The sequence below is a fragment of the Oscillospiraceae bacterium genome (assembly GCA_035380125.1).
Classification (GTDB): Bacteria; Bacillota; Clostridia; order Oscillospirales; family JAKOTC01; genus DAOPZJ01.
Genome location: DAOSWV010000023.1, coordinates 1 through 24,837 on the forward strand (window position 1 = coordinate 1; position 24,837 = coordinate 24,837).

Annotated in this window: 22 protein-coding genes; all 22 read right to left on the minus strand. The window is 45.4% G+C overall.

What is annotated here, in order from left to right:
- Nucleotides 1-84 precede the first annotated feature (84 nt).
- Nucleotides 85-2,373 (minus strand): WG repeat-containing protein, encoded by a 2,289-nt coding sequence (locus tag PK629_09750; GenBank protein HOP11759.1) that lies wholly within the window; start codon nt 2,371-2,373, stop codon nt 85-87.
- 469 nt (nt 2,374-2,842) lie between these two features.
- Entirely contained in the window at nt 2,843-3,382 is a 540-nt protein-coding gene (locus PK629_09755) for a stage V sporulation T C-terminal domain-containing protein (GenBank protein ID HOP11760.1), read from the minus strand.
- 97 nt (nt 3,383-3,479) lie between these two features.
- Nucleotides 3,480-5,216, minus strand: coding sequence for an ABC transporter ATP-binding protein (locus PK629_09760; protein HOP11761.1), 1,737 nt, complete (start codon nt 5,214-5,216; stop codon nt 3,480-3,482).
- 74 nt (nt 5,217-5,290) lie between these two features.
- Nucleotides 5,291-5,458, minus strand: a complete 168-nt coding sequence (locus PK629_09765; protein HOP11762.1) for a hypothetical protein — start codon at nt 5,456-5,458, stop codon at nt 5,291-5,293.
- A 41-nt stretch (nt 5,459-5,499) separates the two neighbouring features.
- Entirely contained in the window at nt 5,500-6,630 is a 1,131-nt protein-coding gene (locus PK629_09770; protein HOP11763.1) for a radical SAM protein, read from the minus strand.
- Nucleotides 6,631-6,647: 17 nt separating this feature from the next.
- On the minus strand, nt 6,648-7,811 hold the full coding sequence (locus tag PK629_09775; protein HOP11764.1) for a PqqD family peptide modification chaperone: 1,164 nt from the start codon (nt 7,809-7,811) through the stop codon (nt 6,648-6,650).
- Nucleotide 7,812: 1 nt separating this feature from the next.
- Nucleotides 7,813-8,274 (minus strand): S24/S26 family peptidase, encoded by a 462-nt coding sequence (locus tag PK629_09780; GenBank protein ID HOP11765.1) that lies wholly within the window; start codon nt 8,272-8,274, stop codon nt 7,813-7,815.
- A 285-nt stretch (nt 8,275-8,559) separates the two neighbouring features.
- Nucleotides 8,560-9,702, minus strand: a complete 1,143-nt coding sequence (gene wecB, locus PK629_09785) for a UDP-N-acetylglucosamine 2-epimerase (non-hydrolyzing) (GenBank protein ID HOP11766.1) — start codon at nt 9,700-9,702, stop codon at nt 8,560-8,562.
- A gap of 1 nt (nt 9,703) precedes the next feature.
- On the minus strand, nt 9,704-10,846 hold the full coding sequence (locus PK629_09790) for a capsular polysaccharide biosynthesis protein CapF (GenBank protein ID HOP11767.1): 1,143 nt from the start codon (nt 10,844-10,846) through the stop codon (nt 9,704-9,706).
- A 4-nt stretch (nt 10,847-10,850) separates the two neighbouring features.
- A complete protein-coding gene (locus tag PK629_09795; protein ID HOP11768.1) occupies nt 10,851-12,038 on the minus strand; it encodes a nucleotidyltransferase family protein in 1,188 nt (395 codons plus the stop codon).
- Complete coding sequence (locus PK629_09800) at nt 12,035-13,078, minus strand: polysaccharide biosynthesis protein (protein ID HOP11769.1); 1,044 nt, start codon at nt 13,076-13,078, stop codon at nt 12,035-12,037. Before PK629_09800 ends, PK629_09795 begins: the two co-directional genes overlap by 4 nt.
- A gap of 92 nt (nt 13,079-13,170) precedes the next feature.
- On the minus strand, nt 13,171-13,596 hold the full coding sequence (locus PK629_09805; GenBank protein ID HOP11770.1) for an adenylyltransferase/cytidyltransferase family protein: 426 nt from the start codon (nt 13,594-13,596) through the stop codon (nt 13,171-13,173).
- Nucleotides 13,590-14,414 carry a LicD family protein gene (locus PK629_09810; GenBank protein ID HOP11771.1) on the minus strand — a complete coding sequence of 275 codons (825 nt, stop codon included), beginning with the start codon at nt 14,412-14,414 and terminating at the stop codon, nt 13,590-13,592. The genes PK629_09805 and PK629_09810 overlap by 7 nt, the downstream gene beginning before the upstream one ends.
- 74 nt (nt 14,415-14,488) lie before the next feature.
- Nucleotides 14,489-15,799, minus strand: a complete 1,311-nt coding sequence (locus PK629_09815; GenBank protein ID HOP11772.1) for a flippase — start codon at nt 15,797-15,799, stop codon at nt 14,489-14,491.
- A 33-nt stretch (nt 15,800-15,832) separates the two neighbouring features.
- Nucleotides 15,833-16,999 (minus strand): glycosyltransferase, encoded by a 1,167-nt coding sequence (locus PK629_09820; protein ID HOP11773.1) that lies wholly within the window; start codon nt 16,997-16,999, stop codon nt 15,833-15,835.
- Nucleotides 16,996-18,213: a glycosyltransferase gene (locus PK629_09825; GenBank protein ID HOP11774.1), complete on the minus strand. Its 1,218-nt coding sequence runs from the start codon at nt 18,211-18,213 to the stop codon at nt 16,996-16,998. The genes PK629_09820 and PK629_09825 overlap by 4 nt, the downstream gene beginning before the upstream one ends.
- Nucleotides 18,200-19,444, minus strand: coding sequence for a hypothetical protein (locus PK629_09830; GenBank protein HOP11775.1), 1,245 nt, complete (start codon nt 19,442-19,444; stop codon nt 18,200-18,202). The genes PK629_09825 and PK629_09830 overlap by 14 nt, the downstream gene beginning before the upstream one ends.
- Nucleotides 19,445-19,458: 14 nt before the next feature.
- Entirely contained in the window at nt 19,459-20,601 is a 1,143-nt protein-coding gene (locus PK629_09835; protein ID HOP11776.1) for a glycosyltransferase, read from the minus strand.
- Nucleotides 20,602-20,646: 45 nt separating this feature from the next.
- On the minus strand, nt 20,647-21,741 hold the full coding sequence (gene wecB / locus PK629_09840) for a UDP-N-acetylglucosamine 2-epimerase (non-hydrolyzing) (GenBank protein HOP11777.1): 1,095 nt from the start codon (nt 21,739-21,741) through the stop codon (nt 20,647-20,649).
- A 27-nt stretch (nt 21,742-21,768) separates the two neighbouring features.
- Complete coding sequence (locus tag PK629_09845) at nt 21,769-22,839, minus strand: hypothetical protein (protein HOP11778.1); 1,071 nt, start codon at nt 22,837-22,839, stop codon at nt 21,769-21,771.
- A 35-nt stretch (nt 22,840-22,874) separates the two neighbouring features.
- Nucleotides 22,875-24,095 (minus strand): glycosyltransferase family 4 protein, encoded by a 1,221-nt coding sequence (locus tag PK629_09850; GenBank protein HOP11779.1) that lies wholly within the window; start codon nt 24,093-24,095, stop codon nt 22,875-22,877.
- Between the two features lie 32 nt (nt 24,096-24,127).
- Nucleotides 24,128-24,835, minus strand: coding sequence for an IspD/TarI family cytidylyltransferase (locus PK629_09855; protein HOP11780.1), 708 nt, complete (start codon nt 24,833-24,835; stop codon nt 24,128-24,130).
- Nucleotides 24,836-24,837 lie beyond the last annotated feature (2 nt).

Sequence of the window (24,837 nt, forward strand, 5' to 3'; positions counted from 1 at the left end):
CCGTAATCCTTTTTTCTTTATCCTTTTTGTAACACATCATTGACAAACCTACATTTTATGAAGATTCACGGAAGTAAAGACGATTTACATCATGAAGATACGGGCTTCTTCATAAGCAAAATTTATATCATCGAGAGATAAAGGAATAACATATTCAAAACTAGAATTGAGTAAGCCAAATCTTAATTCACCGTTTTCGATTAAAGCCACGACAAGATAACCATCGCCTGAAAATGCAGTCGAAGATTTCGTAAACTGTTCCGGAATTATGATTTTGCCGGATGTGCCCATAAAGCCGTATAATTGAAAGCCTTCGACAACCGCTGTGCCGTCTGAGAATTTGTAAGCGGTATGGTATTGCGGAGCAATGACAAATTCTTCTGCTGCGTTTATATAACCCCAAGCACCGTTGGCAGTCAACTTAACCGCTGCCAATCCATCGGATGAAAATGATTCCGCATCGTAAAATTGCGGGTCTATTACAAATTCCCAATTGCGATTGACATAACCGTATAACCCGTTAAATTTCACTAAAGCGAGCCCATTATCGGCGAAGTCCGTGATATATTCGAGTTTAGGTTCGAGAATGTAGCCCCCTGTTTCATCAATAATCGCCCATTTCTCGTCAATTCTGACATATGCTTGTCCGTTTTCGCTGAAAGTTTTTGCTTGTTCGAATTTTGCTTCGATTACTAATTTTCCGGTTTTATTAATATAACCCCAATTTTCATTTATTCGCACTGCCGCAAGGCCGTTGGAAGCGAATTCTTCCGCATCTGTAAATTGTGAAGCGATGACTATTTTCCCGCTCGAATCCTTATAACCATAACGATAATATCCTTCGCTGTTTATTTCTGAAAAAACCGATAAGTCACTTAGAAAGGTTGAAGTGGTTTCGGACGATGTTGTTTTTTCATATTTTAGTGTGGAATCTTCCTTTAAAATTTCCCCTGTGGTTGAAATCAGAAACCAGCGGCTACCTTGAGAAAAACGAATTAGCGCTCCATCGTATGTATTGATATATTGATAAATCGGTTCAGCGATATAATTCCCGGTCATATCTATATATCCGTATAAGCCATTCACATATACACGAGCCAAACCACTGGGTGTGAAGGAAAAATCAGAATTATATATCGGTTCAATCACAAAATTGCCTTCGGTATTGATGAATCCCCATTTTCCTCCGGATCTTACGGCAGCGAGACCGCAATCGGAAAATAAATTTGCTTCATCAAATTGCGGTTGTATGATCATATGACCTGTAGTGTCGATATAACCCCACTTCCCGCCGACTTCGATGGCCGCAAGACCGATGGCAGAAAAACCGTCATCACTTACATCAGTAAAAAAGGTTTCAGAGATTAAGTTACCGGAGATATCCATGTAGCTATAACGATCGTCTTTTTCCGCTTTGAATAATCCGTCTGGGAAACATGGATCAGGATATTCGTATAATAATTCGTCGTATTCATAAGAGAGAGGGGTGATATCACTGTATATGGGTTGGACAATGACCGTTCCATCAAGCCTGACGATTCCGTAACAGAGCCAGTTTTTAACGATAAAAACATTTTCCACAAGTTTCATTACGCTGTATTGTGGTTGAATCACATATTCACCCGCAGTATTTATAAATCCCCAACTTCTGTTTTCCTTGACCGCTGCATAGTCGCCGAAAAAGGAGTATACATCGTCAAAACGGGGTTTGATCACTTCTTTTCCATCAAGGTTATAAAATCCCCATTTTCCGTTTTCCTGAACAGCCGCAAGGCCGTTTGAAAAAGAATAGATGTCATCAAAACAAGGAGAGATGATTTCATTTCCGGCCTTATCGATGTACCCGTATTTTTCACCGACCTTAACGGCGGTTAAGCCGTCGGCGTTATAAGTATCAATCCAATCACATTTCACATTAATAATTTGGTTTCCGGAGGTATCGAAAACACACCATTTTTCACCTTGCTGTGCAGTTAAATAACCATTACGCCAGAAATACTGACGACTGACATATCCGATTGTATAAAAATCGAATTCATCGTATTCCAAGGGGATGATATATTCACCGGTTACGTCAATGACGCCCCATTTATCGTTTAATTCGACTACTGCGAGGCCGTTATCGTCAAAGCCGTAAACGGTATCATATTTCGGTTCGACAATGTATTCACCTTTCAAATTGATATAACCGTAAAGGTCTCCTATGGCTACGCAGGCATATCCGATAGGGGTAAATTGAAAGGCATTGTCAAACTGCGGCGGAATGACAAAGTTTCCGGTTTTGTCGATATAGCCCCATTTGCCCTGTTTGGCAACGGCGAGCAGGCTGTGCGAAAATAGGTCGTCAGCTTCTTCGTCGGGGGTCGAAGCCACCGAGAGCGGGACAAAGGAATACGGCTCGGAGGATACCGATGTAGAGGATACCGCTGAGGATTGGAAAGAGAGTTGAGAAGATACGGAAACTGATGACGGAGAAGCGGTTTCGGATAAAATCAGCGTGGAAGAGGCCTGCGATGAGGCAGATGAACAGGAGAGAAGAACGCAGCCGCATAGGAGCAGACCTGCGGTCATCAACACCGAAAAGTGCATGGACGGATTTTCTGGATGATTCATGCCCGATTCCTCCGCTTGATTGATATTGAACTGCAATAATTATACCATAAATTGACACGGAATGCAAGATTTGTATATGTAAGGGCGGCGGCGGGGTATACAAAACTGCCCGCGCAAAATGCGCGGGCAGTTTGGATATAAAATATAATCGTTATTACATTGCCGTTATCAGTCCGAGATTCTTCGACTACGCAATTAGAAATTGCTTCGCTCAGAATGACATTATTTCTTAACCCTCAAGCTGGCGGCCCAGAAATGCCGCTGCCACATTGATCATTTTGACGTCGCTGTCCTTGGGGACGGTGTTGTTATCATCCGACATCATCAGCACTGCGCCGCATACGTCCCCCGCTGCCAAAATCGGGATTGCGATTGAGGAGGTGCGCTCGATGCCCTCGATGGCCGTCAGATGTTTCAGACCCGGTTTGGCGACAAACGGCTTGCGCTGCTCCATAACTTCTTCGAGTAACGGCGAAACCCGCCGTTCCAATACCTCTTTTTTTGATACGCCCGACGCTGCAATCACATGGTCGCGGTCACAGATCACGACCGGGTCGGTGCTGTTTTTAAACATGACCTCCGCATAGATGCTGGACACCTCGGTCAGTTCGCCGATGGGTGAATATTTTTTAAAAATGACTTCGCCGTCGGCGTTCGTAAAAATTTCGAGCGGATCGCCTTCCCGGATGCGCATGGTGCGCCGGATTTCCTTGGGGATGACCACTCGACCCAGATCGTCGATACGCCTGACGATTCCCGTTGCCTTCATATGATAAATTGCCTCCGAATTTACAATTTCTCTGCCGCAATATGCGACATTTCCCAATCATTATCTGCAAATCCGGGGGATTTATTCGAGCGGTGATTTATGTTTTATCTGTGTCGTTTTTAAAATCGGTCAAATGTAGCGGCTGCACTTTTTTATCTTTCACTTCGACGGCACGGCTGCAATAGGTCAACATCGATCTTCTGTGAGTGATGATGAAGCAGGTGTGGATCATACCGCTGGATCGCAAATTTTTTAAAACGCGTTCTTCGGTTTCCGCATCCAGCGCCGAGGTCGCTTCATCTAAAATTAAAATAGGGGCATTTTTTAAAATCGCGCGCGCAATTGCGATTCGCTGGGCCTGTCCCACCGACAAACCGGCTCCGTTTTCACCGATGCGTGTTTCCAGTTTTTCTTCCAGCCGTTCGACGAAAGACAGGCAGTCGGCGGTTTTTAACGCCTGCTGTAAATCGGTATCGGATGCGTTCGGGTTACCGGTGCGCAGGTTTTCGGCAATCGTACCGGATAGGAGTGTATTGCCCTGCGGGACATAGGAGATGAATCGGCGTGCGGCTGCAGTCGCCTCTTCTTCGGCGCCTGAATCATTGTAAAAACAAAGATTTCCGCTGTCGGGACGGAGCAGGGAGAGCAGCAAATAGGCCAATGTGGTCTTGCCCGCGCCGCTCTCGCCGACGACGCCGACGATTTCGTTGGGTGCGATGACACAGCTGACGTGTTCAAGCACTGTTTCTTTATTATAACCGAAAGTGAGGTCGTTGATTTTGATCCCGATATTTTTGCTTGCGTCTGGGATTTTTTGTTCTCTGACGATTTCCGGTTCAATTGCGTCGATTTCCATCACGCGGCCCGCGGAGGCCAGTACGGAGATGAACTGCGGGATCAGGTTTCCGAGGTCCAGAATCGGCCCCTGTACCTGCGAGACGAGCGAAAGAAAAACCGTCATCGTGCCGTATGTGATCGAGTTGTTTGACAGACGAAAGATGCCCCAGGCAAACGCAACGACATAACCCAGGTAAAACACCGTGCGAATGGAGACGTTCATTGCGGCGTTCAGTCGGCTGCGTTTTGTGATGATGCCCAATCGTTTTTTGCGCAGGTCTTCGAGTTTTGCGGCGCAGAGATCCTCCTGTTCAAAGGCCTTCTCCACCGAGATATTTTCCACCGTTTCCTGTAAAAAAGACCGGTATTCCGATTCGGTTTTGTTTAACTCGTCCTGATATTTTTTTAGTTTACCACCGAAGGTCAGACTGATTAATACGCCGACCGGGCCGAGCAGCAACGCCGCAACCGCTAAAAAATGATCGTAATAAAACAGCACGCTGAAAGCGACGATCAGCCGTACGGCCAGAAATAAGGCCGTCGGAAAAATCGAGGAGATGCCGCCTGCAACGCTGTTGATATCACCGGTCAGCCGGGTGATGATGTCTCCGCTGTGAAATGAACTGATTTTCGGCCACACGCCCCGGAGGACGCTGTGATAGACCTTTGAGCGGATGTTGAACGCATACCGTTCGTTGATCAGAGAGGATTTTATACCGGTGAAAGCGCCGACACCGATGCTCAGAGCCGAAAGGAGGATGATCAGCGCAATGCCCGGAATTGTGAAGACGGAACCGCTGCCGGTTGCACCGTCGATGACATACTTCGTAACGACGGTTATCCCGATGCCGGCAAGCGCGAGCAGGACATTCAGAAGAAACAAACACACCAAAGGGCGGACGAACGGTTTTGTTTTTGCGATCATCCACCCGAGATATTTTGTTTGATTGTCTTTGTCGCGAAAGAAGACGGCAAGTTTTTTGAGCTTATCTTTCATGATTGCCGCCTCCGTGGTTTTGTTTTCTCTTTGATATACGAGTTAAAGAGAAAACAAGTTGATTTTTGTTTCGATCAGTTATTGACGGAATACTCTACCGGTGTACCCGAAGTGCAGCCGGTGGGTCCGGAATTCAACCAGATGATGGTGCAGTTCGGCACCGCGTCTCCGGATGCTGCGATGTGTTCGGAAAAACGGAACTCCGTGACCTCCAGACAGGGTTTTTCGTAGTGCTTTTTCATGATCGGTTTTCCTTTCTTATAGCAATTAAATGGTAGTAAGTTTATAATGTTCGAAGACCTTCCAAAGATAGTTTTTTAATGGTGGTGCATATCAAGGGATTTACCCGGTCTTTGCCCGAGGCCAGCCAATGAATGGCGGGACAGGGAATACATGCGCGGCGGTATGCACATTTTGTGCACTCTACGGGTGTTCGGTAAGCCGCAGTTTTTGTGTGGATCTCGTCCCATGCGGCTCTGAATCCGTCCTTGAGAGGATGAGATTCGGCGAAATCAAACACATTGCATGGGGTCATAACGCCGCGCCAATTGATTGAAAATTTAATGGTGCCCGCCGTACAGCTGACCTTTCTTGAAAAGGGCGGTTCATCGGCATTCTCTGCGTGAGTTGCGTTGGCAAGCAGTTCTTCTTCGCAGGACCACGGAATCGCGCTGCCGCCTTCGAATCGTTTTCTGGTTTTAAAAATTTCAACAATCTCATCTGTGGAAGGCGTATAATTACCATAAGCGCGTCCCGTTTCGCTTCTGGCGGGAAAGGGAAAAGGATTGATATAATACGGGACGGGTGCTTTGGATTTGCAATAGCGCAATAACGGCTCAAAATCGGAAAGCATTTGCCTGCATACCGTAATTGCGAGATTTAACGGGATATTCGCCGCTTTTAAAAGATCAATGGCGTGATCCACTTTATCAAAAGCGTCCGCGCTGCCGGTGATGGTTTGATATTGTTCGGCAGAGCTGCCGTAGACCGAAATCTGAACCCGCTGAGGCGGGTGCTTGGAAAGCCACAAAACCGTTTTCTCATCAATAAGCGTTGCGTTGGTGAATACGGATATCAGCACGCCCCGGGACTGCAGGTGCTCGTAGAGTTCAAAGAACCCCGGATACATCAGGCATTCGCCGCCGGTCAATACGGCATACAGCATACCCGCATCACAGGCCTGATCCATCAGCGATTTCCATTGCCCGACAGGAAGCTCCGCTTGATTTGACATTTGCACGGGATTCAAATGGACATAACACATGACGCAGTTCAAAGTGCATCTCGGTGTGAGTTCGAAGTATCCGATGAGAGGGACGCCTTTTTCAAATGCCGATTTGCGCAGGTACTGTTCAAAGGCAATTGATTTTTCAAGTTCCTCTTTTGAAGCAAGTGCCTCTAAAAGCTGCGACATTCCTTGTTTGCCTCCGCTCAGTCTTTCTGTAAAAAGCCCTTTTTGTCGAGCAGGGCGAGAAATTCATCCAAATCGGCTGCGGCGGTGGCTTGGTCGATGTCAAATTCGCACAAAACGGCCGAGAGCAGGTCCTCCCGCGAGATCGGTTGAGACAGTTGCTTCCAGATGAATGCCGAGACCTCGTTGAGCACAACGGCGCCTTCGAACGTTTTGATATGATCGCCTGCGGGCATCGCGATCCACTCGCCCGCAACATTTCTCAGGATGAATCCTTTTACAATTTTCATATCTCTCTGCACCCTCTTTGTTAATGAGTTTTCGGCGGAAAAAAGAACTTTGTTCAGCAGTTCGGCCGCGTCTTCGTTCGGAAGGCAAAACATCCTGTAAAACGGGACCGATTCAATCAATGCGCGAATGGTTTTGACCGCAAGGAACTTGGCTTCGTCGTCCCACATCGGGATAAAACACTGCGTCATCAACAGCCGGAACGCCTGGTCTTTGTCCAATTTTCTGATGCGGTTTTCATTGGCCTGCCGGAGTTCGGCAATCGCTTTGACCGGGAAGTCCTTTTGAAGGAAAATCTGTTCTTTTCCGTCCCATGGGACGCCGTAAGCACGAATTTCTTTGTCCGAGACCCCAACAAGCGGTCTATCACCGCTGAGAATTTCCGCCCCGAAACGGGCTTGCCAGAGGGCGGCCTGTGTGCTTTTTCCGGTTCCTGAAGGCCCTGTGAAGAGAATTGCTGCGCCGTTATGACTGACGCAGGAGGCGTGAATTGAGACAAGGCCGCAATAAATCATACGGCATTCCAGCGCGACTCTGAGGAGTTGGAGAAAACTTTCTTCCCACGTCCGGTCGTTTTTACCGGTCGGGAGGTATGCGCGCAGTTCGGAATAATCGGGTGAGGCCGAAACGGTACAGGGCGCTTGGGGATTGCCGCTTTCAAACATCCATCCGCTGTCTGCGGCATATACGATCAGGTTTTGATCTCGGGTGACGGCTTTCAGATCACCTTTTGCCGGAAGCTGTGTGCGGGTAATTTTCAGAGTGACGGTGCTGCGATAGGGTTTTTCGCATAAAAATCGGGAAAACGGGCCGTTGCGGAGCATGGAACCTTGTTCATGAACGCGTAAAAGACAGTCCCCGAAACAGCAGTTGTAATCGATAAATGTTTCAGCCATGTTACTTTCCGCCATTTCGTTTATCGGATACGGTGGTTATTACCGCGGCTGCAAGCCGTCTTTTAAAGCGATATCCCCTCAGCCGCAATAAGCACTCGAAGTGATAAAACGGGCTTACCGAAATAATTTTTTCACGGTGCTGTATTTTTGTCACTCTTCCGACCACATACCTAATTGGCAGAGGACCTTCTTGGGTATTGAGCGCGTCACCCTGATAATAAAGCGAATCCCCTTTGCGGCGGATCAGACGGTGGAGAATACAACCACCGTTTTGGGTTCGGGTGAGCAGAATGTCGCCCTTTTTTATCTGCCCGTCAAGAGGTGAGATATAGACCTTGTCTTCGAGATGAGTGAGGGTGGGGTACATGCTGTTGCCGGTGACGGTGAGCCAGAAACCCTCACCCCGGGCTAAGAGTTCCCGCATTTTGGGAAGCAGTTCGTATGCGGGGCCGAAACATTCCATAGGTTTTTCTCCCGAAGCTGCTGTTAAAAAGTATGGGGGTTGCCGAGAACGAATAAACCCAAATATGAGAAACGAAAGGCATAATGATTCGATATCCGCTCTGATTTACGGTTTGCTTTTCGCAACTGCAAACAACTCCACATCCATATATGCTATCACGGATTATTCCCTTTGTCAAGCACTTTTTGGGGATTTCGGATAATGGACAGACGGTGAATCCAGGGACACTTTCAATAAAAAGGGTGCGATTTAAAATCGCACCCTTTATCTCATAAATAAGATATTTTAATTTTTTCGCCACACCATCTTATTGACGATTCCGGTGTAGGATTGGATGATTTTGACGACCTTATCGCTGACGTTTTGATCGATATAATCGGGGACCGGGATACCGTTATCGCCGTTTTGATTCATTGCGACCGCTGTGTCAACAGCCTGCAAAACCCGCTCGGCGGTGATTCCGGCGATGACGAAATCGCCTTTGTCAAGCGCTTCGGGCCGTTCGGTGGAGGTGCGGATACAGACGGCGGGGAACGGTGAACCGACCGAGAGGAAGAAGCTGCTCTCCTCGGGCAGGGTTCCGGAATCCGAGACGACTGCAAAGGCGTTCATCTGCAGGTTGTTATAATCGTGAAAGCCGAGGGGTTTGTTCTGCCTGACCCGTTGATCGAATTTGAAATCACGCTGCTCGATGAATTTGGCGCTTCTGGGGTGGCAGGAATACAAGATCGGCAGATCGTATTTTTCCGCCAGTGCGTTCACCGCGTTCATCAGATTGATGAAGTTGGCCTCCGTATCGATGTTTTCTTCGCGGTGGGCCGAGAGCAGAATATATTTTTTCGGTTCAAGTTCGAGGCGAGAGAGTACCTCGGAGGCCTTGATTTTGTCGAGATTGGCCTGCAGTACTTCAGCCATCGGCGAACCGGTGACGAAAGTGCGCTCTTTGGCGGTGCCCTCGGCGTTCAGATACCGGCGTGCATGTTCGCTGTAACACAGGTTGACGTCGGAAATGTGGTCGACGATGCGGCGGTTGGTCTCCTCCGGCAGGCACTCGTCGAAACAGCGGTTGCCCGCTTCCATATGAAAAATCGGAATGTGCAGGCGCTTTGCCGAAATGGCCGACAGGCAGGAGTTGGTGTCACCGAGAATCAGCAGAGCATCCGGTTTTTGCTCGGTCATCAGCGCATAGGATTTGGCGATGATATTGCCGACGGTCTCGCCCAGGTTTTGACCGACCGAGTCCAGATAGAAGTCGGGCGCACGCAGGCCGAGGTCCTCGAAAAAAATTTGATTGAGCTCGTAATCGTAATTCTGTCCGGTGTGTACGAGAATTTGATCGAAATAGACGTCGCATTTTTTGATTGTCGCCGAAAGCCGGATGATTTCGGGCCTTGTGCCGACGATGGTCATCAATTTTAATTTACTCATGTTATACTTCCTCATAAAAAGTGTCCGGTTTTTCGGGGTCAAAACACTCGCTGGCCCACATGAAGGTGACCATATCGGTGTCGCCGAGGTTTTCGATGTTATGGGTGTATCCGGTGGGGATATCGATTATTTCCAACTGCTCGCCGCATACATAATACTCATAAACCTCGGCGGTGTCAATTTTCCGGAAGCGGATTACGCCTTTTCCGCTCACAACCAGGAACTTCTCGTTTTTGGTGTTGTGCCAATGATTGCCCTTGGTGATGCCGGGCTTGGAGACATTGACCGAGAACTGGCCGCGGTCGGCGGTGCGCAGAATTTCGGTGAAGCTGCCGCGGTTGTCGACGTTCATTCTCAGGGGATAGCTGAGTTTATTCGGCGGCAGATAGGAAAGATAAGCCGCATAGAGTTTTTTGGTGAATTCGTCGGACAGGTCGGGGACGCTGCGGTCCGTTCGGCTGTGCTTAAAACTGTAAATCAGGTCGGCGATCTCGCCGAGAGTGATTTTATGCTCAACAGGGACTTTGCAATATTCGCCGACGCGGTTTTCACTGCCGCTCAGGGCACGGATGAGTTCTGCAACAACGTCGTCAATGTAAACCAGCGTCATCATAACGCTGCGGTCGTTGACGGTGATCGGCAGGCCGTGGGCGATATTGTGGCAAAAAGTCGCCACGGCGCTGTTATAATTGGGGCGGCACCATTTCCCGAAGACGTTGGGGAAGCGGTAGACAAGCACTTTGGCGCCGGTCTCTTCGGAATAGGTAAACATCAGCGCTTCACCGGCCTTTTTGCTCTGCCCGTAAGGGTTGTCGAGTTGGGCCTGAATGGAGGAGGAGATCATCACCGGGCAGGTGTTATGATGCTTTTTCAGCGTTTCCAGCAAAACGGAGGTGAAACCGAAATTGCCCTCCATGAATTCAGAGAGTTCTTTCGGACGGTTGACACCGGCGAGGTGAAAGACGAAATCGGCTTTTCTGCAGTAATCATCCAACAGCGACGGGTCGGTTTCGAGATCGTATTCAAATAAAGTGATGTCGGCGCTGAGACCGGTGGTTTTGTCTTTGCCGTCCCTGATGTTTTTCAACGCCGCGCAGAGGTTTTTTCCGATAAAACCTCCGGCACCCGTGATTAAAATGTTCATCAAATCACTCCTCAAAATTAAAATTCAATCCGACATCATGCAGTTCCCGCCGGTATTGATCGATATTGACTGGGGTGAGAGCATTCAGCCGCTTTTTTTGTTTCGCGATTTTATCGCGGTGGAACAAAACCGTATCGACGCCCCGGATCATCCAGAAGACCGGAAGTAAAAAGGGGAATTTGTTCAGCACGGGATAACGGACTGCCATCTGACGGCAGGGTAAAAACAGGAGCCGGGTAATGGCTTTTCGTCTTTTCTTTTTGGCGGAGTCGCCTGTTTTTCCCGACTTGAGCAAGATGGCAAGCGCTTTGAATTCATTCGTGCCGTATGCGCCGCTTTCGAAGATGTGTTTGGTGATCAGATTTGATTTGCTGCCGGGGGTGTGGCCATTGAACCAGACGTCGAGAACATCGGTGATGTTGTCATAAAACGCGGTGAGCTGAAGTTTGGTCAGTTCGGAACGGAGATAGGAGGGCTTCATGGCGGGATTGGCGTTTTTGTATACCCAAAGGTCGACGAGATGCCGAATGCCGATTCCGCCGTCGCGGTAGTGCTTTGCAAAATGGGTGAGAAGGTAGATGAACTGATCCTCTTTGCTCAGTTGATATTGAGGACTTTTCGGTTTCACCGGATGCGCAAGCTGCCATCCGTCGCCGTAATATGAACAATAGTCCTTATTATACGACGGGATCAGGCGTTTGTGCAATTCGACCGTCAGTGCGTCGGATTTTCGCCATACATATTCGTGGTTGCTTTCGACGGTTTGGGTATAGCCGAGAGACTGCATCACGGGAACGATTTCGGCGTATTGTCCGGTGCGGATTAAGAGGTCCGTATCGCTCATGATGCGTATAGAACGATCGGGATACAGCGGCTTTAAATTGATGCCTTTGAGCGGCATATAGTCGATGCCGTTTGTTTCGAAAGCGCGGGAGATGCGCTCAAATTCGGCCGTTTGCATTTGATCCAATACCGCACCGGTGATAACACTCTGTTTGAAAAGCCGCAGTTGGTCTTGGGGCACGGTGCAGTTTGAATTAAGGATTCCATAGTAAAGAAGCGGGAGAATCTGATGCGCGTCTGCGAGTTGATAGGCCGCAGGCCAGTTAAAATTCTCCGGCAGCGCTGCGGGTACTGCGGTTAATGCGCTTCTGATGAGCGCCATCATACCGGATGTAAAATCGTCCGTCATTTTTGAAAAGCTTCCAGCTCGTCCCGTATGTACTGAAGGGAGAGCAGTTTTTCTTTTACTTGCTCAACATTTAAAAGCCGGGTGTTGTTGGAATTGAATTCGCTGAGGGTGTTGCGTTTGACATCGCCGTCTTTAAAGTATTTGTCGTAGTTCAAATCGCGCTTGTCGCACGGGACGCGGTAGAAACTGCCCAAATCGACCGCATGGGCACATTCTTCGTTGGTCAGAAGGGTCTCATACATCTTTTCGCCGTGACGGATGCCGATCACTTTGATCTCGTCTTCGGAGCAGAACAATTCTTTCACAGCTTGTGCAAGTATTTCAATGGTACAGGCCGGAGCCTTTTGCACGAGAATATCGCCGGAGACGCCGTTTTCGAAGGCGAATAAAACAAGATCAACCGCCTCGTCGAGCGACATGATAAAACGCGTCATCTTAGGTTCGGTAACTGTGATTGGCTTGCCTGATTTGATCTGTTCGATCCAGAGCGGAATGACCGAACCGCGGCTGCACATGACGTTGCCGTAACGGGTACAGCAGATTTTGGTCCGGTCGGGCGAAACCGTGCGCGATTTTGCGACAATAACCTTTTCCATCATAGCCTTGCTGGTTCCCATCGCATTGACGGGGTAGGCAGCTTTGTCGGTCGACAGGCAGATGACGGTTTTGACCCCCTCGCCGATGGCTGCCGTCAAAACATTATCGGTACCGAGGACGTTGGTCTTGACGGCTTCAAGCGGAAAAAATTCGCAGGACGGCACCTGCTTGAGCGCCGCCGCGTGAAAGATATAGTCCACCCCGTGCATGGCGTTTTTCACACCGGAGAGGTCCCGGACGTCACCGATGAAAAATTTGATTTTATCCGACACTTCGGGCATTTTGGTTTGGAAGTCGTGCCGCATATCGTCCTGCTTTTTTTCGTCGCGGGATAAAATGCGGATTTCGCCGATATCGGTTTCGAGAAACCGGTTTAAAACGGCGTTGCCGAACGAGCCGGTACCTCCGGTGATTAAGAGCGTTTTGTTTTTTAATTGTAACATTTTTTCATCCTTATGTGTTTTTCAGTTTATTTTGATTCAAGAAGCATCTTCTTTGTCAAATCAAGAATATAAAGCAGTAGTTTCATCGAAAATCATTTTTTATCTTTATCTCTTATTGCATTTGACGCTTTTATTATTTGCGTAGATGACACCCCTTTTGTGTAGGGGAAATAGATGATTTTAATATTTTCTGCTTGGAACTTTTTTTCATATTCAATCCATTTCTCCGTTTCAAACCAATCGTCACCCACAAATAAAAGCGAAGCGCCAAGCTTTTTACACATCAACAGCTTGTCCATGTCATACTGCGGAACTGCCGCATCAACATATTTGATGCTCCGCACGATTTCAATGCGGTCTTCAAACGGGATAATGGCCCGTTTGCCTTTGTATGTAACGAGCTCGTCCACCGTCACGCCGACAATCAACTTGTCACACATGCCTTTGGCATTTTTAAAAAGATTCAAATGTCCGATATGAAATAAATCATATACGCCGGCAGTATATCCGATTACCATGATTCATCCATCCTTTCTTTTAGATAGCATAGTCCGTGAAACGGGGGTCTTTTATTTTCCGGCGGGAGCTTCATATAGTCCCCGTATTTTTTCTTCAGACTCTCGATATAGTCTCCTTGACACCAGAACATAGAATCTCTAAAAGGAACAGCGACTCTTTTTTCCAATGCCGATTTTTTACTGATATCTTTTTCGGCCCACCCCCATATGCTTACAGACACGTATTCTGATTGGGAATAGGCATATCTTTGCGCCTGATTGTTAACGGCATCTCTGAGTTTTTGATAACTCAATATGGAAAACAATGAATAGATGATTTTACGATAAAATTTATGATTTTGGTCTTCTTTCAGGAGTTTATTAATATCCACGATGTTATATACAAGGAATCTTTTTTTGATTTTTACCCTTTTAAAATGTTCTTTTTGCTTTTTTTCTGACGTCGGTAAACCGTCAATGGGAAATATGTCTATAAAAATACTCTCAGTATCCAATGAATCCTTTACTAAGCGCTCTTTCATCACGGTTCTTGTATCCACCATTTTGATAAATGGTTGGGTGTATTGTGTTACCGCGTAATTTTCCCATGGAGAATTCTTCGTCAATTCAATGAATTTTTCGTAATCGGGCCTCGGCATTGAAACATCAACATCATCGTCCCACGGTATAAAATTCTGATGACGCACCGCACCAAGCAGAGTGCCTCCAAAAAGGAAATAGTTCAAATGATTATCGTCGCAAAACGCGGCAAACGCTTTCAGGATCTCATACAAAATGTCCTGAAGTTCTGCTAACGTTAATAATTTGTGTTCATTCATTATGATGGCTCCTTCTTTTATATTTTTACCCATTCGTATTAGCGGCAAGAGTATACAGATTCCGGTGTGTTGTATTAAGGATTTGACCGATTCTTAGATAGTATCCCTCTTAATGCAATCCCCTTAAAGATTAAAATGGAATTTCGTCTGAGGTCTTTCATAAATAACGGAAGGATGATGCTTGTGAAAATCTGTGTCAGTAAAGAAGCGACTGCGGCTCCCGAAGCACCCCAGAAGGGAATAAAGATCAGATTCATGGCAACGTTCATGACCGCAGCGCAGATATAGATGTATTTTAAATATCGCTGCTTGTTCTCACAGACAATCCAGGCGTTTCTGGCAACGCCGAGGTAAGAAAATGCAGTATACCAGGTCACGATTCTGAGAGGCATGATCGACGGCAAATATTCGGCGCCGTATAATATCGATATAATCGGGGATGCAAAAACGGTAAAGAACAGAGAGACAAATATGGATACATAAAACACAATGGCATACAGCTGTACGTTTTTTCGCTCGAATATATTTTTATCTTTGCTGTAAGATTCCATGATGCCGGGAACCATTGATTGGATGATTGCAGAGAGGACAAACGTCCAAACCGCGCAAAGAGCAGTTGCGATCGAATAATAACCGACCGTTGATTCATCGAGCATTTGCTTCAGCATAAATTTATCGGTGTAACCGTAAATTGCAACCATCAAGCCCGAAATGATGAAGTGATAACTGCTTTTGAGCAGCTTCATGCCTTTTTTAAAGGAGAAAGTTAATTTCGGGCCACCGTTCTTTTTATAAGAGATGTAGATAAAAACTACAATGCAGATGTGATCGATCGAGGTCGAGAAGGCGAACCAGGTGACATCTTTTTTCAGAATTAACAGAATAATTTTGTATGCCGACACGATGATATAACCGAATAATACTGCCAAAGAGGTGATTTTCGATTGGAGGCGATTTTGAAACCAGTAATTAATGGTATCGACGGTTTGAAAAATCAATCCCAAACTGCACAGTGCCGTGACCAATATGGTGGTCGTTTCTCCGCGGTCGACAATACTGACGATTCCGATAATCATCAGGGCAGAAAGAGCGCTGGAAATCAGACGGAGACCGATGGCCGAGCCGATGGTTTCACCTTGTTCATCGGGATGATCTACAAAATCCTTGATGATGATCGAGTTGATACCCAAGGTACACAGCGAGGTGAAAAACGCCGTATAGGCGCCCGCATAATTGATCAGTCCGTAATTACCCGGTCCCAAATATCGTGCCGTCAGGATGCCGACAAAAAACGAGATGAGCATCTGGACGATTCGGCAGCCGATAATCCAGGAGGCGTTTTTTGCCACATTGGAACGGAATAGGTTTTTTACGGCTTTTATCATGGCAGCACATCCTTGATTTGATACAAATTGTACTTACTCATGAGTTTTGTACCATCCGTTTTTTAAGATTCCGGCCTTGCTGCACACATCGTATTCAAATAGATCGGGGCGTTTGTTTCCGTTCAGGATTGCCTCCGCGAGTTGAATGAATCGTGCTGCTGCGTTTTCGGCGTTCCATTGCTCGGTGATGCTTTGATAAGCCCGAAGCCCCATTTCCTGTCGTTCCCGGTCGTGATCGAGCATGTACTTAACCTTTTGAAAGAGGTCGTCTGTATTGCCGTTTTCGTAAATCAGCCCGTTATCACGGTCTTTGATCAGCAACGGCACCGAACCCATGGCATGGCTTGCCACGACTGCACAAGCACTATTCAGGGATTCGTTGAGTACGGCACCCCAACCTTCTCTGAAATCGGAGGTCGCGATGAAAATTTCCGATTCTTCCATGTGTTTTCGCACTTGATCGGGCGACATGGGACCCATCAGTTCGACACAGTCGCACAGGTTGTTTTCGGCGATTGCGGAGTCAACAGCGTTTTTCAGCGGGCCTGTTCCGATCATTCGGAGTTTGAACGAATATCCGCTTTTTTTAAGGTGTTTAGCAGTATCTATCGCGGCTTCCGGGTGCTTCCAGTCAATTAGTCGTGCGGCCCACAGGATGGAGACGGGTTCTTTTTGACGGATTAAGTTTTCAATATTGTTATATTGTTTCGCTTCAGGGAAATAACCCCATTTATAGGCTTTATTGATAAAAGCTCCCGTTTTGGCAAAATCCGCGGCGGTATAAGCGCTTGCGCAAAGCAAATATTGATTTTTATAACGGGTGAATTTTAAATAAAAACCGATCATACGCTTTGGGAGCTTATACCACTGAAACCCGTTTTTATAAATACGCTCGGAATATCTGAATATTAATTTTCCGATTTTCAAACGATTTTTGATCAGTTCCTCCGGTGCGTTTCCGATAATTACGACATCTGCGGCATCGATCAGTTCCCGGCAGAGCAGTCGATTTTGTTCATTCTCAAAATATTTTTTGACATATGCGGGATAATGTTGAACAGCCCATCCAAAATTGATGCGTTCTTGGCTCATAACACCGGTTTCGATAAAGGAATATTGGCCGTTTGTCAGGGCGTTCATGGCCTCCGAAAACGGTTTTTGATGGTGATTGAAGAAGTTTGAGACAAAAACAATGTTCATAACGCTTCCTCGCGGCACAGGCGCACATATTCCATGAACTTGTTGTTCATGTCAAAACTGCGCGCTCTTTTCAGACAAGCCTCTTCCGAAAACGGTTTTGTCTCACAGACACGGACAATTTCATCGTATAACGTGTCGATATCATTGCAGGAAACTACCAAACCGCATGTTTCATCGGGGATTTCGGGGCTGCCTCCGGAATTAAAAGTGATAACCGGTGTGCCGCAGGCAAGGGATTCTATATTAACAGTAGGAAAATTATCTTCTCTTGTCGGATTTGCAAATACATCAGCAGCAGTGTAAATTTCGGCGAGTTCTTTTTGATTTTGCGTACGGTGGATAGAAATAATTTCGGGAGGCAGGAGCTTGTCCGTTTTATCGTTTGTACCGACGAGAATGATTTGATATTTCTCTGGATCAAGGCGTTTTGAAAGATCGATGAATATATCCAGCCCTTTTCGCGGCCCCCAACCGTATGCCACCCCGAGAATAAGACGCTTTCCGGTCAATCCGTATCTTTCTCGAAAATCACTCGGTGTCGGTTTGAAGACATGCAGATCAATCCCGTTGTTGATCACACGAACGGGATACTCCCCGAGAAACGATTGTTTCACCAAATCCGCCAACCATTGCGAGGGTGTTACAAGGGTCATATTCGGAATACTGCAAAACCATTTCTTCTTCAATTTATACATCCGCTTGGTTTGATCCATGTAGGACTTTGGGTATTCACGGAACTGCGGGCAATGATGGCATCCCGTTTTCCATTTGTTGCACCCGGCCATTAAAAAATGAGGGCACTGGCCCGTAAAAGTCCAGCAATCATGGAGTGTCCAGACGACGGGTGTGCCGCTGGATTTGAGATAACGGAACAACGACGGGAGATGAAAACAGAATTGATGAAGGTTATGTAGATGGATGGCATCCGGCTTATATTCTTTCAGCTCATCGATCAAGCGTTGGGTCCCGAAGTAGGAAAAACACCCGTTGCAGCCGGTGATTCTTGTGAGTATAAAATGTAAACCGTTTTCGAAATAAGTACCGAAGTATTTGTGTCCGGTGGGGGCGGGAGGGCATTTGGTGTATTTTTTAGAAAACACGTGCGTGGAATAGGTGCGTGCGTCAATTCCGACGCCGCGCGCACATTTTGCGATATTCAGCATGATGTTTCCCGTACTTCCGCTTGAAAGCATATTAATTTCAGCGATACGCATAAGCTTTCCCCCATTCTCCGTTTTTTTCTGAGACGGCAACGGTTTTTCTGCGGTTCAAATAATAGGATAGAGCGCCGTCTATCAGACAAAAAGAGGCAAAAATCCAAGGCATGCCCAGCAAGATGGGCTCGATCAAAAATTCCGCATACAGGACAGTATAGGTGCAGAAGATCAACTGGCGAAGCGAAAAATTGATCGATCGGTCTTTCAGGCATCTCCACAGGTGTTTTAAGGATATAAGCATGTATGAGATAACCGCAAAGAATGCGATGAAACCGGCTTCGTCATAAGTGTCGAGATAGAGGTCGTGGGCATAGGAACCCACTTCATGCCGGATATGTGCGCCCCCGAACGGGTAATCGAACAGCTTGCTTAAAAAGTAACGTTTGTACTGCAACCGCCCGTCACTGGCGACGTTCTGTCCCCACTGGCCGAAAAAGCGTTGATACAGGTTTGAGTTTTTAATCAGGTCTTGAATATTGAAGACATTCCCCTGATAAAGGATAAAAGCGGCTGCAATCAAAAACAGGACGAAAAAAACGGCAGTTGTTTTTTGCTTTCGGTTTTCATCTGTAATCAACAGATGTGCAAATGATAATAAGAGCATCAACACAACCATGATGATGATTGTCCGGCCGGCAAGGATCAGATTGTACAGCAGGATCAATGTCAGCGTTGCCAAAGATAACAATTTGTGAATGAATTTTGTATCGGAAAACAACAAAGCACAGGCCACACCGATTGCCAGACAGCTCAATGCGGTTTGACCCGTTGCACTTAAAACCTCTTTTGACCAAAAGTCAATCGAATTGCGGGAGCTGATATTGATATTGATCACCATGTTTAACAACAGGTGGATAAGCAATCCGATTCCCAGAATACAAATGATGGCTTTCAGGCGAGTCTCGATCTTTTCATCGTTCGGTACATCGTTGGCCGTTTTCAATAAATTATACCCGATAATATAACACAGGGGATAGGTAAACGGTTTTATCATATAAGTTAATTGATTTAAGGAACTCGGTGCGAATAAAAGAATACAGACCGATAAGATGAACAGCGGCACAGCTGCGGCGTCCATTTTAAATTTCCCCCGATAAAAAATACAGAACAACACAAAGGCGAGATAAATAAAATAATAGTATCTCCCCAGAAAATTCATGGCTGCCAAAAACACGCCTGCCAAAATGATCATTTGATTTAATGTAAAGAAATTTTTTGTTTTGTGCATTTTCCCACCGTTTCTCAGAGTGAATTGATAAAATCCAAAATTCGCTGCGATTGAATTACATTGTTTTTGTTTTCCGTAATATATTTTCTTGCCGTCAATCCTTTGTTGCGCATAAAATTACTTGGCTGATTGAAAATTTCTTTTAATTTATTACAAACACCTTCTCCGTTTTCTTCATCTATTGTGTAAACATAATTAAAATATTCTGTGGGGATTCCGGGCAGTTTTGTCATTAAAACCGGCACTCCGCTTGCCATGTATTCAAATGTTTTTGACGGAAATGAATATTTGCAAAAATATTCGTCAGACGGCCTTGGATTTATCAACAAAGCTGCGTAGCTAAGTCTTTGTATCATTTCGGCATTTGTGACACACCCCATATATTTGATTTTGGGATGTTTTTCACTGATTTCCATAATCTTTTCTGTCAGCTCCCCGTTGCCGTAAAAATGTAATTCACAATTCGGAATATTGGCTAATAAAAAACCTTCTATTAAGTATTCGAGGCCGGCGTTTTTCTTCCATAATGACCCGCTGTATATGCAGACGGCAGGGCCATTTTCATTTCTTTGCGGGATGGGCATATTCGTTATACAGGAACCTTCCATAACTATATAAGGTCGCTTTTTCTGATTTACGATTTCGTTCATTTGAGCGGTTAGCAGAATGAAAGCCGAAAATTGTTTCATACATATGGCGTCAAGTCTCATAAATAGGTTCATTTTGCCGCTGCACATAACTTCGGGCACATCCGTAACGATGGCAATAGAGGGAATGCGGTATTTGCGTGAAAGATACAGGGCTGCAAATGCGTGTGAAAAAGATATTGCATCGCAGATTATAACGGCGGGACGTTTGTCTTTTATTATTTTTTCCCCTTCCTGAATTAAGAATTTCGTTTTATTTATTTTATGGAGTTTGCCTTTACAATTCTTTATGCAAATAAACCTTATATTCTTTTCGTTATCCTCTATTCGTTGCGTATCCACATCGAAATAGGGGAGAGCGGACAAAGAGACGACTTCAACTTTTTGAGATAAACCGACGATGATATTATTGTTGAATTTTTGTGCCTGATAACCTACGTCGATCAGCCCGGCATCAAACTGCCTGTTATAAATGTCATATGAGGTTCCGGCACTTATATAGAGGAACATTGATATCACCGCTTTCGTTGGTTTTTCATTTTTATAAATGAATCGTCATTGAAATGCTTGCTGTTTTTCAAGAATATCTGCGATTCTTAAGCACGCTTTGCCGTCTCCATAGGGATTGCTTGCCTTGCTCATTTTCTTGTATAAATCTTCGTTTTCCAAGAGCGCTTTCATATTGTCAAAAATGGTATTTTCCTGTGTTCCAACCAGTTTTAGAGTGCCTGCCGAAATACCTTCGGGCCGCTCGGTGGTGTTGCGCACGACAAGTACAGGCTTTCCGAGAGAAGGCGCTTCTTCTTGAATTCCGCCGCTGTCAGTCAGAACAAAACAACAATTGTTCAGAAAATTATGAAAGTCGATTACGTCAAGCGGTTCAATTATATGAATATTGTCGCAGTCGCCTAATTCTTCTTGAGCGATTTGTCTGACGACCGGATTCATGTGGATGGGGTATATCGCTTTAACATTTGGAAATTCGTTGAGAATCCGATGAATGGCTTTAAAAACATGACGTAAAGGCTCACCGATGTTTTCGCGCCTGTGAGCAGTGATGAGGATGAGTTTACTGTCGGAAGCCCAAGTTAATTCTTGGTGTGTATAATTTTGGTTTACCGTTGTTTTAAGTGCATCAATAGCGGTATTTCCCGTCACAAAAATGCTATCGGGGTTTTTACCTTCTTTTATCAAATTTTCACGGGAAATTTCTGTGGGCGCAAAATTGAAGCGTGAGATAATACTGACTGCTTGACGGTTGAATTCTTCGGGATAAGGTGAATAAATATCATAGGTTCTTAATCCCGCTTCAATATGTCCTACCGGTATTTGCAAATAATAGCATGACAGCGCCGTCAAAAATGTTGTCGATGTATCGCCGTGCACTAAAACCAAATCAGGGCGCTCATCTTCAAGGATTTTTCGTATCATTGATAAAATATTAATCGTTATATCAAAGAGGGTCTGTTTATCCTTCATGATAGAAAGATCATAATCGGGAACAATCTGAAACGTTTTAAGAACTTGGTCCAGCATTTGGCGATGCTGTCCGGTAACGCAAACAACAATATTGAAGACGTTTCTTTTTTTTAGTTCATTTACAAGCGGGCACATTTTTATGGCTTCAGGCCTTGTCCCAAAAACCAACATGATTTTTTTCTTCACAAGAACACTCCTTTAGCCGTTTTTTACCCATTGGGTTAACATCGAATGAAATATTTCGTATTCATCTTTGATATGATCGATGAAATTTTTCCTTCCCGACATATAGTTTTTGGCATCGTAAGAATTGAGCTTTTCTAAAAGATAGGATTTAAATTCTTTGGGCGGTTTGTCTTCAATTACAATGCCTAAATTAAAATCATTTACATATTTGACAATACCGGTATTATGTTCGAATACTAACACCGGAACTCCCGCAAGGACGGCATCATATAATTTGTTCGGTATCGCGTTTTTATTGATTGGGGTATTTGCCCGTAAAATATTGATAAAATCTGCGTTATTTCGATATATCGAATATATTTCTTCTTTTTTATACACACCGTTAAATGTGACGTTTTGAATCTTTGAATTTAAAACATGTTGTTCAAGGGCTATTTTATCTTGTGTCTGAGTACCGGTGTAATTGAGCGTGATGTCGCTGCAATTCGCCAACGTATCAATTAAATTTTTATTTATAGCCCCTTCAATTAAACTCCCTGCGAACATAATTTTATATGGTTTCGTCGAAACCTTTGAGTTATCAATTTGCTCATTTTCACGAATGGAGTTTGTGTCAACATTATGTCCGATTATAAAATCATGCTTTATCCAGCTTTTAAACTCATATGATGAAGAAACGACATAGGAAGCACAGTTTAATAACTTTTTAAATTTCGCCGGAAAGATGGTGATGAGCGGGGAATAATCGCGAATGTCAAGGATATATTTGCCGTTATAGCGTTTTACCAAAAAGTTTAAGAGATACAGCCCGGGGACAATTGTGAATACAATGATTTTATCGTATTTTCGGTTTTTACAGGTTTTCTTTATATAGTCAGCGAATAGGAGATAACCGATAATTTTATCAGATATTTTTCTTGTGGAACTTTTTCTGTGAAACACATAACCAACTTCATCGGATTGCCCGGTTTTATCCCAAATAATGCAATCATATTCAATACCCAGAGACTTAAAATGCTCGGAATAATAGTTTACGTAAGGGGAATATTTTAAATTGCATGGTATAATTAAACCTACCCGCATTACATAACCTCCTGATTTATTATTTACATGGCAGCCTAGGTTACCATGGCCGCCCGGGCGGCGGATTCCAGTGTTTGCACATATCGCATGCTGTTTTTCGAGGGGGAGAATGTTTCGTGAAATATTCTTGCGGCATCTTCGGAAGGCCGATGTCCCGAATGCTTGATTTCGAGAATCGCTTGAGCAAGTCCGTCGGCATCATCGCTGTCCGTGATCTTCCAGCCGAAATGTTCACGGTAAAAATTGGCGTAGTGAGAATCAAAGCCCACCGCCGCAATTGCCGGTTTCATACAGGCGGCACAGTTGGCCGTTTTACTTGGCGTCGCGGTGTGAATCACACCTTTTGCCAACGGAATGAGATTGATGTCTGAAAAAGCATACAGGTGGATGGCATACTGCGCGGGAACCGGATCCAAGAAAACGAGGTTTTCGAGAGACAGTGTTTGCGCATAGCGCCTCAGTTTTTCCCTGTAAACACCGTTTCCGACAATCCAAAACCGGATATCGGAATGGTCTCGCAGTTTCTGGGCGGCTTTCAAAACGATATCCACGTTTTGCATGCGGCCGATGTTTCCGGCATAGACGACGTGAAAACCGCTGGTGTCGCGAAAGCGCAGATAATGTCTGATAAATTCATTTTCATCACGTGGGATTTGTAATGTGCGTTCGGTGTCGCCCCAGTTGGGGATGACAGCGATTTTTTGTTCCGGGACGCCCGAAGAGGCCAGCGTTTTTTTCATATCCTCTGAGATCGTGATGATCTTTGCACATTTTGCATATGCTTTTCGCTGCAGCCGTGAAAAAATGCGGAACAGGGGGGCGTTTTTGCTGAAAATTCCGATGCGTGCTGCGTTTTCGGGGAAAATATCCTGCACATTGAACACGACGGGTTTTTTCAGGCGGCGACAGAGCAGACAGACCGGGAAAATTGCGTTTGCGCATGACTGCAGAAAAACAACGTCGGTATCTTCTTGGCTTTTATAGATTTTACAGCAGCGGAACGCGTATCGGATTTCGATGAGATACCGGATGACGAAGTTGTTTTTTAGGGGTTCTTTTTCGGAAATAACATGATAGGTCAGATTCGGATGGCATTTTAAAACGTCAGGCATTTCGGGGCTTACACCGCCCGTGGTTTTGAGGATGATTCGTACTTTATGCCCTTTTCTCAGCGCTTGTATGAATATGTCTTCGAACAGATGGACAGAGGGACCCGGTCGGTCGAATCCGATATTTAAAACAAACAACATATTCATAAAATCACTCCCTTTGCAAAAACGATGATGGTTTACTTAATCCATACATCATTTTTGGAATTCAACAATGCTTTGAAAATTTCGATGTCCTCGGCCGTTGTAATCTTGATATTTTTCTCCGAACCCTCAGAGAACTGTACGGGTTCGCCAAAATGGATCAGCAAGGCCGAAGTGCTTAAAGCGTCCAACTCTTGATCGTTGGCTTTTTGATATAACTCAACGGCTTTTTGGTATTGGATCGACTCGGGCGTCTGGCCTTTGAATAATCTGCTGCGTTCGAGATTTTGGATGCCCGAATCGCCGTTTTCGGAAAAATACATCGAGTCGACACAGGGCGCAACCGGTAAGGCAAATTGATGGAGTTTGCATTTCTCGATGCTATCATCAATGACGCGGTCTTCCACAAGAGGTCTGTTGGCGTCCATAACGAGAATAATGTCATCTTGGGATGCGATATCCGCCAGAGAACACAGCCCTTTATAGATGGATTCATGTCTGGTGCCGCCGCCCTCGATCACGCGGTTCAGTTTATTGATGCCGAATTGCCGGGCGTACGCTTTAATAAAATCATGCCAGCCGTCGATACAAACGACCGCTATCAAATCAATATTAGCGTTATTTTGGAATTTTTCCATCGTATAGACAACGATGGGCTTATTGTAGACGCACATAAATTGCTTCGGTACATCCTGCCCCGTGCGTTTTCCGCTGCCGCCCGCGATGATTAAGGCGATGTTCATGA